The sequence below is a fragment of the Billgrantia zhangzhouensis genome (genome assembly GCF_021404465.1).
GTDB lineage: Bacteria > Pseudomonadota > Gammaproteobacteria > Pseudomonadales > Halomonadaceae > Halomonas > Halomonas zhangzhouensis.
In genome coordinates this window covers 113,686-127,186 of the sequence record NZ_JABFTT010000005.1, presented here as the reverse complement: position 1 = coordinate 127,186, position 13,501 = coordinate 113,686, and the positions used below count along the sequence as shown (strand labels likewise).

Here is a 13,501-nt window from a genome sequence, read left to right as displayed (position 1 = left end):
AATGCGTGCCGTACGATATCTCGTGGTCTGTGGTCTCGTCATTTATGTCGGGCTGCTGGCAGCGGCTTCGGCGGCGGCCCAGGCACCGGCTCTCTCCGGCGATATCATCGCCGACCTGGAGCAGCTTCAGCAGGCGCTACGGCAAGGCGAGCACGAGGGGGTGGCCGAGCGCGCTCGTGCTCAGGCGCAGCGTTTCGAGGGAGGCAATGCCGCCGACCGCTGGGCCAGCGCCCTGTATCGCCAACTGGCTGCGGGTGCCGCGACCGAAGTGGGACAGCATGAAGCGGCTGCCGAGCAGCTGCGCCAAGCTCGCCGCACCCAGGAGGCACCGCAGGTGCAGCGTGACCGCTGGTTGCGAGAGGAGGCCCGGCTGCGCTTGGCTGCCGGCCAGACGGAAGCGGCAGTGATGCTGTGGCTCGACTGGAATCAGCGACATGACGGCAGCCCCGACGACCATTGGCGGCTGGCGCGTGCTTTGGCGGAACTGGAGCGCTGGGAGGAAGCGGCGCAGTGGGTCGAGCGTGCGTTGGCCGATGACCCGGCGCCGGGTGAGCGCCGCCAGGTGCTGGCGGCTACCGTATTCCAGCGTGCCGGGCGCGGCGAGCAGGCGCTGGCAAGATTGGAGGCTTCGCTGAACGCACAGGCCGAGCCCGCCGCGTGGCGCCGGGCGGCGGCGTTGGCTCAGGGGCTTGGCGATGCGCAGCGGGCTGCGGCGATCTGGGAGGCTGGCTGGCGGCTCGGGGTGCTGGCAGGGGAGGACGACCTGCGCCAGCGCATCGAGCTGCACCTGGCCTCCGGCACTCCGGCCCGGGCCGCCGAATATCTACAAGTGGCGCTGGAAGAAGAAGCGCTACCCGATAGTCTGGAACATCGGCGCCTGTTGGCCCGTGCCTGGGAAGCGGCCCGCGATCGCGAGCGCGCGCTCGAGGCCTGGCGCGAGCTGGCGCGGCGCAGTGGAGAAGGCCAAGATTGGCGGCGCCTGGGCCTGCTGGCCCATACCTGGGGTCGACTCGAGCTGGCACAGCAGGCCATGCAGCAAGCGCAGCGTCTTGGAGCCGAAGTCGACCCGCGCTGGCTCTCGACCCGTTAGGGGAGGCTTTCCCTGCGGGCCGAGACGTCTGGTTTCAGATGTCGAAGTCGGTCCACACCGGGGCGTGATCCGAAGGTCGCTCCATGCCGCGCAGGTCGTAGTCGATGCCGGCGTCGCGCACCTGCTTGGCCAAGGGGTCGGTGACCAGGATGTAATCGATGCGCAGCCCGCGCCTGGGCTCGCGTTCGAAACCGCGGGAGCGGTAGTCGAACCAACTGAAGCGGTCGTCCACCTGGGGGTAGCGAACGCGATAGCTGTCGGTTAGCCCCCACGCCTTGAGCGTGCCGAGCCACTCCCGTTCGATGGGCTGGAAGCTGGTCTTGCCTTCGCGCAGCCAGCGCTTGCGGTTATCCTCGCCGATGCCGATGTCGATATCCTCGGGGGAGATGTTGAAATCTCCCATCACCGCCAGCCGCTCGTCGGGGCGGTGCCGTTCGCGCAGCAGTTGGATCAGTTGGGCGTAGAACTCACGCTTGTTGGGAAATTTGGTCGGGTGGGCGACGTTCTCGCCCTGCGGGAAGTAGCCGTTCCACACGGTCAGCGTCTCGCCGTCGGCGGTGCGCAGCCGTGCCCCGATCAAGCGGCGCTGGGACTCTTCGCCGTCGCCCGGCAGGCCGAAGAAGACCTCCTCTGGCCCGCTGGGGCAGAGCGCCTTGTGACACATCAGTGCGACACCGTAGTGGCCTTTCTGGCCATGGTAATGGACGTGGTAGCCCATGGCCTCGACCGCCTCGCGGGGAAACTCGTCGTCGTGGACCTTGGTTTCCTGCAGCCCGATCACCAACGGCTGGTGAGTGGCGATCAGCGCCTCGAGCTGGTGCATGCGGGCGCGCAGCCCGTTGATGTTGAACGAGACCAGGCGTATCACTCGTCGCGCTCCTCACTAGATGTCGATGTAGGTTCGGGATGGATGGCGATGCTGGCGCCCTGCTCCTGGCGGGCCAGCTTGCGCGCCGCCTGCAGCTTACGCTGCTGGCGCTTCTTCTGGGTGAAGCGGCGCGACGAGGTCACCTGATCGGGATTCTCGTGGCGCCACTTCTTGTAATCCTTGCGTTTGCCGGTGCGGATGGTCACCTTGTCGGCCAGCGAGCGAGTCTTCTTGCGGCGTGTCATCGGGCCTGGCTCCATGGTGTTGAGTGGCTGCTGAGCGTGCATTCTACCAGTCCGATGCAAGAGGCGCGCCCTCATCGCCATAGGCTGGTACAATATGCGGCTGTACGAAGTTCAGGAAGTGCTGAACGAATCGACGAGCGAGTCGACGCAGCGTTTCCTTCACCCATTGCAACGGACAAGACACACAGCCTATGAGCGAGTCGGAACAGACCACAGCCCCGGCCGAGAACCGCAAGCCCAAGCGTCGTCGTCGCAAGCCGCGCCGCCGCCAGTCGAACTGGGATCTGCGCCAGTTTCAGGTGCCTGCCGTGGCGGGCAAGTGGCGCTTTCACGACTTCGATCTGCCCTTGCCGCTGATGCGTGCCATCCATGCGCTGGGCTTCGAGTACTGCACGCCGATACAGGCCGAGGCGCTGGCCCACACGCTGCTGGGCGGCGATGTGGTCGGTAAGGCCCAGACCGGCACCGGCAAGACCGCCGCCTTCCTGATCTCTATCCTGGCCTATTTCCTTGAGGAAGAGGCGCCGGACGGGCAGAAGTCGGGTGCGCCGCGGGCTCTGATCGTGGCGCCGACCCGTGAACTGGCGCTGCAGATCGAGAAGGACGCCAAGGCGCTGGCGCGTTTCACCGACCTCAATGTGGCCAGCGTGGTTGGCGGCATGGACTACCAGAAGCAGCGCGACAACCTGGGCAAGAAGCTCGACATTCTGGTGGCCACTCCCGGGCGCCTGCTCGACTTCCATGAGAAGCGCGACGTCGACCTGACCCAGGTCGAGATCCTGGTGCTCGACGAGGCCGATCGCATGCTGTCGATGGGTTTCATTCCCGACGTCAAGCGCATCATCCGCCACACGCCGAAGAAGGAGGAGCGTCAGACCTTCCTGTTCTCGGCCACTTTCTCCCAGGACATCCTCAACCTGGCCAGCCAGTGGACGCACCAGCCGACCCACGTCGAGATCGAAGTCACGGTCGACAACAAGGCCAACATCGATCAGCGTGTTTACATGGTCAGCGACGACGACAAGCCGAAGCTGCTGATCAACCTGCTCAAGCAGGAAAGCTTCGACAGGGTGATGGTGTTCGGTAACCGCCGCGACCTGGTGCGCAAACTCGAGAGTCTGCTCAAGAAGGCCGACGTCAACGTGGCGATGCTCTCCGGCGACGTGCCGCAGAATCAGCGCATCAAGACCCTGGAACGCTTCCGTGAGGGTGAGGTGCAGGTGTTGGTGGCCACCGATGTGGCCGGCCGCGGCATCCATATCGAGGATGTCAGCCACGTGATCAATTACACCCTGCCCGAGGATCCGGAGGACTACGTTCATCGTATCGGCCGTACCGGCCGTGCCGGGGCCACCGGGGTGTCGATCAGCTTCGTCGGCGAGGAGGACGCCTTCTCGCTGCCTGAGATCGAGCGCTACATCCAGGACAAGCTGCCCTGCGAGCATCCGCCCGAGGGGCTGCTTTAAACTATCGTGTTTCGCTGAGTTGAGCGCTGATGTGCTTGCCTGGCCAGTGCCACCGTGGCAGGGAGGCCGTCGACAAGGTCTTCGAGGAGGCGCTGTGAACCCATCCTTGGGCGCTACTTTTGCCATCCATGGCAAAAGACCTCCTCTTCGACCTGTCCCCGGCCTCGCACATGCCGGGCAAGTCCCTTCGGCCTCGAAAGGGAGCGCTCATGCTGGATGACGTCCTAAAGGGCGAGATACAGGGGGCCTACCGCCGCGTGCTGGAAGCCCAGGGGTTGACGCCACGCTACGGCCAGCGGCTGATGATTGCCGAGATCGCCCGCACACTCAGCGCCATCGAGGCCGACGACGCCGGCCGGCGGCTCTCCGACGAGCACGTCTGCGTGCTCGAGGCGGGCACCGGTACCGGCAAGACGCTGGCCTACCTGCTGGCGGCGCTGCCGGTGGCCAAGGCTAGGGGCAAGCGCCTGGTGGTGGCCACCGCCACCATCGCCCTGCAGGAGCAGGTGCTGCTGCAGGATCTGCCTACCCTCAAGGCCCACAGCGGCCTCGACTTCGACTATGCCCTGGCCAAGGGGCGTGGTCGCTACGTCTGTCTGACCCGCCTGGAGCAGGCGCTCGATGGTGTCGAGGACAACCCCACCCTATCGCTGTTCGAGCAGAGTCTGGCCCAGGGCGCCGGCGATCATTTCCAGGCGCTGGTGCAGGAGATGGCCGAGGCCTATGGCAGCGGCCGCTGGGAAGGGGATCGCGAGAGCTGGCCGGAAGCCATCGAAGACACCGATTGGCGGCGCCTGACCATCGATCACCGCCAGTGCACCAACCGCCGCTGCGGCCATTTCGGCGCCTGTGCCTTCTTCCGTGCCCGCCGCGACCTGGAAAGTGCCGACATCATCGTTGCCAACCACGACCTGGTGCTGGCCGACCTGTCGCTGGGTGGCGGCGTGGTGCTGCCGCCTCCCGGCGACTGCATCTACGTCTTCGATGAAGGCCACCACCTGCCGGACAAGGCGCTGAATCACTTCGCCCACCGCGTGGGCATCAACGGTACGCTGCGCTGGCTGGGCAACCTGAAGAAGTCGCTGACCGAGCTCAACCAGGCGCTGGCGATACAGCCGGCCCTGGCGCGGCTGCTGGCCGGGCTGCCGGAGACCATCGCCGCACTGGAGCCGCGCCTGGGCGAGGCCTTTTCGTTCGGCCACCAGTTGGCCGGGCGTCAGCATGGATTGGAGGAGGGCGAGGAGAGCCATCAACACCGCTTCGAGATGGGGCGTGTTCCCGATGCCCTGCGCCAGCATGCCGGCAACCTGCTGGTGGGTTTCGCCGAGCTTTCACGCACGCTGGAAACCATGAGCGACATCCTGCGTGAGAGCCTCGACCCCGACAAGCACACCGGGCTCGAGCGGGAGCAAGCCGAGGCGTGGCTGCCGCTGCTGGCGTTGCTGCACGGCCGTGCGCTGGAGGCGCACGGACTGTGGGAGGCCTACGCTGAAACCGACATGGAAGGCGAGGCGCCGAGAGCGCGCTGGCTGACGCTGGAGCGTTTCGGCGGCGATCCCGAGCTGGTGTTCTCTGCAAGCCCCGTGTCGGCGGCGCCGACCCTGGCCAAGAGCCTGTGGGGAAGCTGTTTCGGTGCCGTGGTGACCTCGGCCACGCTTACCGCGCTTGGCCGCTTCGAGCGCCTGCAGGAGCGTGCTGGACTGGCCAATCGCTACCGCTACCAGCGCCTGCCAAGCCCCTTTGACTATTCCCGCGCGGTGCTCAGCGTACCGCGCGAGGCCGTGGACCCTGGCGACCGCGACGCCCACGAGCGGGCTATCGTCGATTTCGTCAGCGGGCTGGGCAATAAGGAAGCGGTGTTAATGCTGTTTTCGTCGCGGGCGCAACTGCGTGCAGTGGAAAAGGCGCTGCCGGCGAAGTGGCGCGAGCGAGTGCTGGCTCAGGATAGGCTGCCCAAGCGCGAGCTGATCGAACGCCATCGGGCGAGGGTGGATGCCGGAGAGGGTAGCGTGATCTTCGGCCTGGCGAGCTTTGCCGAAGGCATCGACCTGCCCGGCGACTACCTGACCCATGTGGTGATCACCCGGCTGCCGTTTGCCGTGCCCGACGATCCGGTGGGGGCGACCCTGGCCGAATGGATCGAGAGTCGGGGCGGCAACCCCTTCATGCGCATCAGCGTGCCCGATGCCTCGATCAAGCTGGTGCAGGCCTGTGGTCGGCTGATTCGCAAGGAGGCCGACCAGGGACGCATCACACTGCTCGACCGGCGCGTGCTCACGCGACGTTATGGCCAGGCGCTACTCGACGCCTTGCCGCCGTTCAGGCGCGAAATAGAAAGTGTCTAGCCGCTAGCGGGAGTGCACCAGGTAAAAAAGCCCGCATCCATCGATGCGGGCCTTGGCGTGGCGAGATCAGTCCTGGCGACGCTCGGCCAGCACCGGCGCGAGTTTCTGCGCCATCCTGGTGATGGCCTCCTGGGTGGTCGGCCAGTCGATACAGGCATCGGTGACGGAAACGCCGTACTGCATCTGGCTGTGATCGTCGAGGATCTTCTGGTTGCCCCAGCCGATGTGCGATTCGACCATCAGCCCCATGATCGAGCGATTGCCCTCGAGGATCTGGTTGGTGACGTTATCCATCACCAGCGGCTGCAGCGCCGGATCCTTGTTGGAATTGGCGTGGGAGCAGTCGATCATGATGTTGGGCTTGATCTCGGCCTTTTTCAGCTCCTGCTCGGCCAGTGCCACGCTCACGCTGTCATAGTTGGGCTTGCCGTTGCCGCCACGTAGCACCACGTGGGCGTAGGCGTTGCCGCGGGTGCGGATGATCGCCACTTGGCCGCTCTGGTTGATGCCGAGGAAATTGTGCGGGTGGGATACCGACTGCAGGGCGTTGATGGCCACGTCCAGGCTGCCGTCGGTGCCGTTCTTGAAGCCCACCGGGCTGGAGAGGCCCGACGACATCTCGCGGTGGGTCTGGGATTCAGTGGTGCGGGCACCGATCGCCGACCAACTGATGCAATCCTGCAGATACTGCGGAGAGATCGGGTCCAGTGCCTCGGTGGCCAGCGGCAGACCGAGCTCGGAAAGCTCGACCAACAGCCGGCGGGCAATATGCAGGCCTTCTTCGATCTCGAACGAGCCGTTGAGGTGTGGGTCGTTGATCAAACCCTTCCAGCCGACCGTGGTGCGTGGCTTTTCGAAGTAGACGCGCATCACGATGTAGAGGCTGTCCTTCACTTCGTCGGCCAGATGGCGCAGGCGGCGTGCGTAGTCCAGGGCCGCGTCGACATCATGAATCGAGCAGGGGCCGATCACCACCAGCAGTCGTGGGTCGGTACCATCGAGAATGTTCTGGATCGTCCGGCGACCCTCGATCACCGTTCTCTCGGCGGTTTCGCTGAGGGGGATCTCGTTCTTGAGGGCTTTGGGAGTGATCAGTACGTCCTGGGACAGGACGTTGAGGTTGCTGACCTGCTGATCTGACATGTTGCTACCTGTGTCGTGATGCGTTGATGGCGAGAAGATGAACTACTATACACCCGCCGAGGGAAAAAGCGGCAATCACAACGGAACCCTACGGCCGCGGGATTGTCACAGCCCGGCGGCATGGCGGCTGGCTTGATGCGCGGCCAAGAAACAGGAACACTTGTCGGGACGGACGAAAACGTCCAGGGATTTTCAGCGGCCAACGGGCTCCAGGTTGATACCATGCATGCAGACTACCTAACGATGCTTTTACGGCTCATCCCGCTTCAGGGTCTCGCCCTGCCGGGGGGAGCGTGAATGGGTAATCGGGAAAGCGATCAACAGCTCGTGGAGCGTGCGCAGAAAGGCGATACGCGAGCCTTCGATCTGCTGGTCAAGAAGTATCAGCACAAGATCATCGGATTGATCGGACGCTATATACAGGACCATGCCGAAGTGCAGGACGTGGCCCAGGAGGCTTTCATCAAGGCCTATCGTGCACTTGGCAAGTTTCGCGCCGAGAGTGCCTTCTATACCTGGATGTACCGCATCGCCATCAACACGGCCAAGAACCACCTCGTTTCGAGGGGGCGGCGTCCGCCGGGCAGCGATCTCGACATCGTCGATGCCGAGATCCTCGACCATAGCGGCCGGCTCTCCGACATCGAGACACCGGAGTCGTCGCTGGCCCGAGACCAGCTCGAGGCCGCAGTATTCGAAGCGATCGAGAATCTGCCCGACGACCTGCGCACGGCCATTACCCTGCGCGAACTCGATGGGCTTTCCTACGAGGATATCGCCAATATCATGCAGTGCCCGGTGGGTACGGTGCGGTCGCGAATCTTTCGTGCACGGGAGGCGGTGGATCAGCATATCCAACCGCTGATGACCACGGCGCGGACTCGCGAATCGTTGACGGAGTGAAGTTTTCGGCAATGTTTTTGTTTCGGCGCTGAACTGTCTCGCGTCGATGACGTCTGAAGCATTGACCGCGGTATGACAGCGGCAATTCATGGGCTGTCGGTATTCCGGTTGGGTGCGGTCGGGAATGCCGGGAATCATTGATAGCGAGGCAGGGTGCCTTGCCAATGTGGGGGTGTTAGGAATGAGTCAGAATGCACGGGAATCGCTTTCTGCCCTGATGGACAATGAAGGTGATGATCTCGAGCTGCGCCGGGTGCTGAAAACACTCGAGAGCGAGCCGGATGCAGCAGAGGCATGGCGGCGCTACCATCTGATGCGCAGCCTGCTGAGGCGGGATCATGACATCGATGTCAGCACGGATCTTTCGGCAGGCATCATGGCCCGTCTGGACGCCGAACCTGCGCCGGCGATCGAGGAGCCTCGTCTCGCACCGCGTCGCTCTTCTCACTCCTTGGGCCGTAGCGCGGGGATTGCCGCCGCTGTCACCCTGATGGTGATCACCGGGGTACAATTCTACCAAGGAAGCGATTTCACCAGCACCGGGGGAGACGCCCAACTGGCTGATGGCGAGACGCGCTCCTCCTCGACTCAGCCACAGCGCAGCCTGGCCGCTCAGGCTAGCGGTGGCAGCCAGGCCGTACCCGTCGGTATGCCGTTGTTCTCTCCGGCTTCCTCAGGCGCGCAGTCCGGCCTGATGCCGGTAGGGGCTGGTTTCGACTCCCCTTTGTTCATGACGCCCAACCCCCGTCAGTCGCAGCGCAACGACCAGGAGCAGGCGCGCCTGCTGCAGTCCTATCTCGATCGGCATGCCGAAGGGGCCGCCTACGGCAGTGGCGATGTCTGGATGCCTTTGCTACGGGCTTCGGGTAACGAGACATTGGGGCAGCGCTGATGGTGGGCAGGCGTATCGCAAGGCGCCTGGCCTTCCTCAGCAGTGCCGCGCTGCTGTTCCCTCTCACTCCCGCTATTGCCGAAACGCAGGCCGAACGGTTCGACTGCCGGCAACTGGCTGAGTGGGAGCGGCCTGGCTCGCCGCTGGAATGGTTCGAGCGCAGCCTATGGGCCAGTCATTGTCATACCTTTCAAGCGCGTGCCGTACGCATCGGCATCGATGGCGTACGTACCCTGGCGCTCTCGAGGGAGATCCAGGATGGCATCGAGCGGGAAGTGGCGCGTTTCCTCGACGGTCCATCGGTGTTCTTCGAGCGGCGTGGGCTCATCGGTCGCATGACATGGTCGGGCGGCGACGAGGAAGTGCCGGCTTCTCCGGCCGGTATCGCCCGGCATATCGAGCAATACTATCGGCTCGGCATGGGCAGCGACGAGCGCATCGCCAACCGTAGCGCGGTGCGCCTGGATATCGAGCCGCTCGATGGCATGCGTTTCGGCCAGCGTCTCTGGCTCGACTTGCAGACGGCCTTGCCGTTGAAGCGCGAGCTGATCGACGACCGCGGTCGTGTAGTCGAGACTTTCCAACTGACCGAACTGCAGCCACCTGAACTGCATGACGGCGGGGTGGTGCTGGATGCCCAGCGGCCGCCGCCGGAGCATCCGTGGCGTCCCGGGTGGCTGCCGGAGGGCTTCATCGACCAGCCGATCGATACCCATGATGAACAGCGTGACCGGGCGATAGGGCATCGCCTCTACAGCGATGGCCTATCGACTCTCAGCCTGTTCGTCGAGCCCATAGAGGAGGGGCAGGAACGGCTGATTCCCGGGCTGCATCGGCTGGGCATCTCGCTTGCAGTGGTTCGCCATGTGGTGGGGGATGAGTACCCCATGCAAGTGGTGGTCATGGGGGAGCTGCCTCCCCGAGTACTGGTGCAGGTGGCAGAAAACCTGACGTGGCGCGAAGTGCCTTCCCGGGAATGAGTGCCGCCAGGCAACGAAGCGGCATAAACGATAGTGCAAGGGTTCGAGACATAAGGGTTTGAAACGCGATCTTTGAAATGAAAGGGTTTGAAACCTGGTGCAAGCAAGCTGATGCAGGAGCTTATATGAAGTCATTGACGCGACAATTCTTTCTCGGGGCGCTGATGCTGGTCGTGCTGATGTCGTGGCAGCCTGTCTTCGCCCGTGACCTGCCCGATTTCACCGAGCTGGTCGAGCAGGCGGCGCCCGGGGTAGTCAATATTTCCACCACCCGGGCCATGCCCAACCGTCCCCAGCCGTTCGAAGGCTTCGGTGGCCAGGAGATTCCCGACATCTTCCGGCACTTCTTCGGCGATCGTTTCCCAGTCCCTCCGGGAGGTGGCGAAGGCCCTGGACGCGGCGGCGAGCGGCAGTCGCTGGGGTCGGGGTTCATCATCAGCGAAAACGGCTACATTCTGACCAATGCCCATGTGGTCGAAGGAGCCGACGAGATCCTCGTGCGCCTCAACGATCGCCGTGAACTCGAGGCCGAGCTGGTGGGCGCCGATACCCAGACCGACGTGGCTCTGCTCAAGGTGGATGCCTCGGATCTGCCGACACTGAATATGGGCGATTCCGATGAGCTGCGCGTAGGTGAGTGGGTAGCTGCCATCGGCTCGCCATTCGGCTTCGACCATTCGGTGACCGCCGGCATCGTCAGTGCCATCAATCGCACGTTGCCGCGTGATGCCTACGTGCCGTTCATCCAGACCGACGTGGCCATCAACCCAGGCAATTCGGGCGGTCCGCTGTTCAACCTCGACGGCGAAGTGGTCGGCATCAATTCACAGATATTCACCCGTAGCGGCGGTTTCATGGGCTTGTCGTTCGCGATTCCCATCAACGTGGCTATGGACGTGGCCAGCCAGCTGCGCGAGGACGGTCGCGTCCGTCGCGGCTGGCTTGGTGTGATGATTCAGCCGGTATCCCGCGATCTGGCCGAGTCGTTCGGCATGGATAGCGCCAGCGGTGCCTTGATCGCCGATCTCGACCCCGAAGGGCCCGCCGCCCAGGCCGGCTTGCAGGCAGGCGATATCGTACTCGAGGTTGATGGCGAAGAGGTCGAACGCTCACGCAACCTGCCTCGCCTCATCGGCAGGGTTGCGCCGGGCAACGAGGCTGAGCTGAGCATCATGCGCGATGGCGAGCGCCAGGGCGTCACGGTGACCATTGGCGACTGGCCCGACAGCGAGCAGACGGCGCAGGCGCGCCCTGGCGATTCCGACGCCCAGGCGCGTCTGGGGCTCGCCATCGCCGAGCTGGAAGATGCCGAGCGCCAGCGCCTGGGCATCGATAGCGGTGTGCTGGTGCGTGACGTTGCCCCCGGTGGTGCGGCCAGTGATGCCGGCATCATGCCGGGCGACGTGATCGTCAGTATTGACCATCATGCGGTGGAGAGCGCCGCCCAACTGCGTGAGCTGGCTCAGGCGCTGCCCACCGATCGCGCCGTGCCCGTGCGCCTCTATCGCGACGGCCGTTCGCTGTTCGTGGCGCTGAGGCTCGGTCGCGGCTGATTCTTCGCTGGGAATCGAGTCACAGGCACCTCCTGGCATGTCAGGAGGTGCCTTCGTTTTTGTGGCTCATGGATGGCTGTGCTGTCCAACCCTTGGCCATGCCGGTACAATACCGGCCATCGAATTCATATGACGTGAACGGGCGCCGATGACTCCGCCGCTGCCGCGCTCGTGTCGAACACCGGATTGGGCTAGATGAGCAACGAAGCAAGCAACGAAAAACTGAAGCACATTCGGAATTTCTCGATCATTGCCCATATCGATCACGGCAAGTCGACCCTGGCCGATCGTCTGATCCAGAATTGCGGTGGCCTGACCGAGCGCGAACTCAAGGAACAGGTGCTCGATTCGATGGATCTCGAGCGCGAACGTGGCATCACCATCAAGGCCCAGTCCGTCACGCTGGATTACCGGGCCCAGGACGGCAACACCTACCAGCTCAACTTCATCGACACCCCGGGGCACGTCGACTTCTCCTACGAGGTGTCGCGCTCGCTCTACGCCTGCGAGGGCGCGCTGCTGGTGGTGGATGCCGCCCAGGGGGTCGAGGCCCAATCGGTGGCCAACTGCTATACCGCCATCGAGCAGGGGCTCGAGGTCCTGCCGGTGCTCAACAAAATGGATCTGCCCCAGGCCGATCCCGACAAGGTGGCCCACGAGATCGAGGAGATCATCGGCCTGGACGCCACCGATGCCTGCCAGGTGTCGGCCAAGAGCGGGCTCGGCATCGATGCGCTGCTCGAACGCCTGGTGCGCGACATTCCACCTCCCAAGGGCGATCCCGACGCGCCGTTGCAGGCGCTGATCATCGACTCCTGGTTCGACAACTACCTTGGCGTGGTGTCGCTGGTGCGCATCTTCGACGGCACCCTGAAGAAAGGCGAAAAGATTCGCATCAAGTCGACCGGCCGTGACTGGCAGGCCAACGAGGTGGGCATCTTCACACCCCTGCGCAAGGAAACCAATATCCTGCGTGCCGGAGAGGTGGGCTTCGTGGTGGCCGGCATCAAGGACATCCACGGTGCGCCGGTGGGTGACACCATCACCCACGCCAAGACGCCGGACGTGCCGCGCCTACCCGGCTTCCAGAAGGTCAAGCCGCAGGTCTATGCCGGCATGTTCCCGGTCAGCGCTGACGACTACGAGGACTTCCGCGATGCGCTGGAGAAGCTGGCGCTCAATGATGCTTCGCTGGAGTACGAGCCCGAGAATTCCGACGCCCTGGGCTTCGGCTTCCGTGTCGGCTTCCTCGGCACGCTGCATATGGAGATCATCCAGGAGCGGCTCGAGCGCGAGTACGACCTGGACCTGCTCACTACGGCGCCGACCGTGGTCTACGAACTGGCGATGAAGAATGGTGACGTCAGGTACGTTTCCAACCCCTCTAAGCTGCCCGATATGGCCGACGTGGATGAGATGCGCGAGCCGATCGTGCGTGCCAGTATCCTGGTGCCGCAGGAGTTCGTCGGCAACGTTATCGCCGAATGCGAGAATCGCCGCGGTACCCAGAAGGACATGCAGTTCCTTGGCAACCAGATCCAGCTCACCTACGAGCTGCCCATGTCCGAAGTCGTGATGGACTTCTTCGACCGCCTCAAGTCGATTTCCAAAGGGTATGCTTCACTGGACTACAATTTCGAGCGCTTCGAGGCGGCCAGGCTGGTGCGCCTGGACGTGCTGATCAACGGCGACCGGGTCGATGCGCTGGCGGTGATCATCCATCGTGATCATGCGCATTCGCGTGGTCGGGTGCTGGTGGAAAAAATGAAGGAGCTGATCCCGCGTCAGATGTTCGACGTGGCGATCCAGGCCGCCATTGGTGGACAGGTGGTGGCACGCTCCACGGTCAAGGCGCTGCGCAAGAACGTGACTGCCAAATGTTATGGCGGCGATGTGACGCGCAAGAAGAAACTGCTCGAGAAACAGAAGGCAGGCAAGAAGCGCATGAAACAGGTCGGTCGGGTAGAGATTCCTCAGGACGCTTTCCTGGCCGTACTCAAGGTGAACGATTAGGAC

General features: G+C 63.8%; 11 protein-coding genes. 8 read left to right on the top strand and 3 right to left on the bottom strand.

The features are described from left to right. Position 1 precedes the first annotated feature (1 nt). Positions 2–1,090: a tetratricopeptide repeat protein gene (locus tag HOP51_RS07870; protein WP_234273394.1), complete on the top strand. Its 1,089-nt coding sequence runs from the start codon at positions 2–4 to the stop codon at positions 1,088–1,090. Positions 1,091–1,124: 34 nt separating this feature from the next. On the opposite strand, the gene xthA is transcribed toward HOP51_RS07870, so the two are convergent. Together xthA and HOP51_RS07860 are read right to left on the bottom strand one after the other, a co-directional pair. Next, positions 1,125–1,955, bottom strand: a complete 831-nt coding sequence (gene xthA / locus HOP51_RS07865) for an exodeoxyribonuclease III (protein ID WP_234273562.1) — start codon at positions 1,953–1,955, stop codon at positions 1,125–1,127. Beyond that, positions 1,955–2,203 (bottom strand): hypothetical protein, encoded by a 249-nt coding sequence (locus HOP51_RS07860; protein WP_159551215.1) that lies wholly within the window; start codon positions 2,201–2,203, stop codon positions 1,955–1,957. The genes xthA and HOP51_RS07860 overlap by 1 nt, the downstream gene beginning before the upstream one ends. A 191-nt stretch (positions 2,204–2,394) precedes the next feature. On the opposite strand from HOP51_RS07860, the gene rhlB reads away from it, so the two are divergent. Together rhlB and dinG are read left to right on the top strand one after the other, a co-directional pair. Continuing rightward, positions 2,395–3,669, top strand: a complete 1,275-nt coding sequence (gene rhlB / locus HOP51_RS07855) for an ATP-dependent RNA helicase RhlB (RefSeq protein ID WP_234273393.1) — start codon at positions 2,395–2,397, stop codon at positions 3,667–3,669. A 209-nt stretch (positions 3,670–3,878) separates the two neighbouring features. Next, the gene (gene dinG, locus HOP51_RS07850) at positions 3,879–6,014 is read left to right on the top strand and encodes an ATP-dependent DNA helicase DinG (protein WP_234273392.1); all 2,136 of its coding nucleotides are present in this window, start codon (positions 3,879–3,881) and stop codon (positions 6,012–6,014) included. A 66-nt stretch (positions 6,015–6,080) separates the two neighbouring features. Here the strand turns inward: dinG and HOP51_RS07845 are convergent, their stop codons facing one another. Beyond that, positions 6,081–7,157: a 3-deoxy-7-phosphoheptulonate synthase gene (locus tag HOP51_RS07845; protein ID WP_234273391.1), complete on the bottom strand. Its 1,077-nt coding sequence runs from the start codon at positions 7,155–7,157 to the stop codon at positions 6,081–6,083. A gap of 297 nt (positions 7,158–7,454) precedes the next feature. Between HOP51_RS07845 and rpoE the strand changes: the two genes are divergently transcribed. The 5 genes from rpoE to lepA all read left to right on the top strand — a co-directional run bounded on the left by rpoE (position 7,455) and on the right by lepA (position 13,498). Next, a complete protein-coding gene (rpoE, locus tag HOP51_RS07840) occupies positions 7,455–8,060 on the top strand; it encodes an RNA polymerase sigma factor RpoE (RefSeq protein ID WP_234273390.1) in 606 nt (201 codons plus the stop codon). Positions 8,061–8,241: 181 nt separating this feature from the next. Further along, the gene (locus HOP51_RS07835; RefSeq protein WP_234273389.1) at positions 8,242–8,952 is read left to right on the top strand and encodes a sigma-E factor negative regulatory protein; all 711 of its coding nucleotides are present in this window, start codon (positions 8,242–8,244) and stop codon (positions 8,950–8,952) included. Further along, positions 8,952–9,932 (top strand): MucB/RseB C-terminal domain-containing protein, encoded by a 981-nt coding sequence (locus tag HOP51_RS07830; RefSeq protein WP_234273388.1) that lies wholly within the window; start codon positions 8,952–8,954, stop codon positions 9,930–9,932. The genes HOP51_RS07835 and HOP51_RS07830 overlap by 1 nt, the downstream gene beginning before the upstream one ends. Positions 9,933–10,057: 125 nt before the next feature. Beyond that, the gene (locus HOP51_RS07825; RefSeq protein WP_234273387.1) at positions 10,058–11,485 is read left to right on the top strand and encodes a DegQ family serine endoprotease; all 1,428 of its coding nucleotides are present in this window, start codon (positions 10,058–10,060) and stop codon (positions 11,483–11,485) included. Between the two features lie 195 nt (positions 11,486–11,680). Next, on the top strand, positions 11,681–13,498 hold the full coding sequence (gene lepA, locus HOP51_RS07820; RefSeq protein WP_234273386.1) for a translation elongation factor 4: 1,818 nt from the start codon (positions 11,681–11,683) through the stop codon (positions 13,496–13,498). Positions 13,499–13,501: the final 3 nt, after the last annotated feature.

Bases quoted from the DNA above. Each gene is read 5' to 3' on its own strand.
- HOP51_RS07870 (WP_234273394.1), top strand. From the start codon at position 2: ATGCGTGCCGTACGATATCTCGTGGTCTGTGGTCTCGTCATTTATGTC.
- HOP51_RS07860 (WP_159551215.1), bottom strand. From the start codon at position 2,203: ATGACACGCCGCAAGAAGACTCGCTCGCTGGCCGACAAGGTGACCATC.
- rhlB (WP_234273393.1), top strand. From the start codon at position 2,395: ATGAGCGAGTCGGAACAGACCACAGCCCCGGCCGAGAACCGCAAGCCC.
- dinG (WP_234273392.1), top strand. From the start codon at position 3,879: ATGCTGGATGACGTCCTAAAGGGCGAGATACAGGGGGCCTACCGCCGC.
- HOP51_RS07845 (WP_234273391.1), bottom strand. From the start codon at position 7,157: ATGTCAGATCAGCAGGTCAGCAACCTCAACGTCCTGTCCCAGGACGTA.
- rpoE (WP_234273390.1), top strand. From the start codon at position 7,455: ATGGGTAATCGGGAAAGCGATCAACAGCTCGTGGAGCGTGCGCAGAAA.
- HOP51_RS07835 (WP_234273389.1), top strand. From the start codon at position 8,242: ATGAGTCAGAATGCACGGGAATCGCTTTCTGCCCTGATGGACAATGAA.
- HOP51_RS07830 (WP_234273388.1), top strand. From the start codon at position 8,952: ATGGTGGGCAGGCGTATCGCAAGGCGCCTGGCCTTCCTCAGCAGTGCC.
- HOP51_RS07825 (WP_234273387.1), top strand. From the start codon at position 10,058: ATGAAGTCATTGACGCGACAATTCTTTCTCGGGGCGCTGATGCTGGTC.
- lepA (WP_234273386.1), top strand. From the start codon at position 11,681: ATGAGCAACGAAGCAAGCAACGAAAAACTGAAGCACATTCGGAATTTC.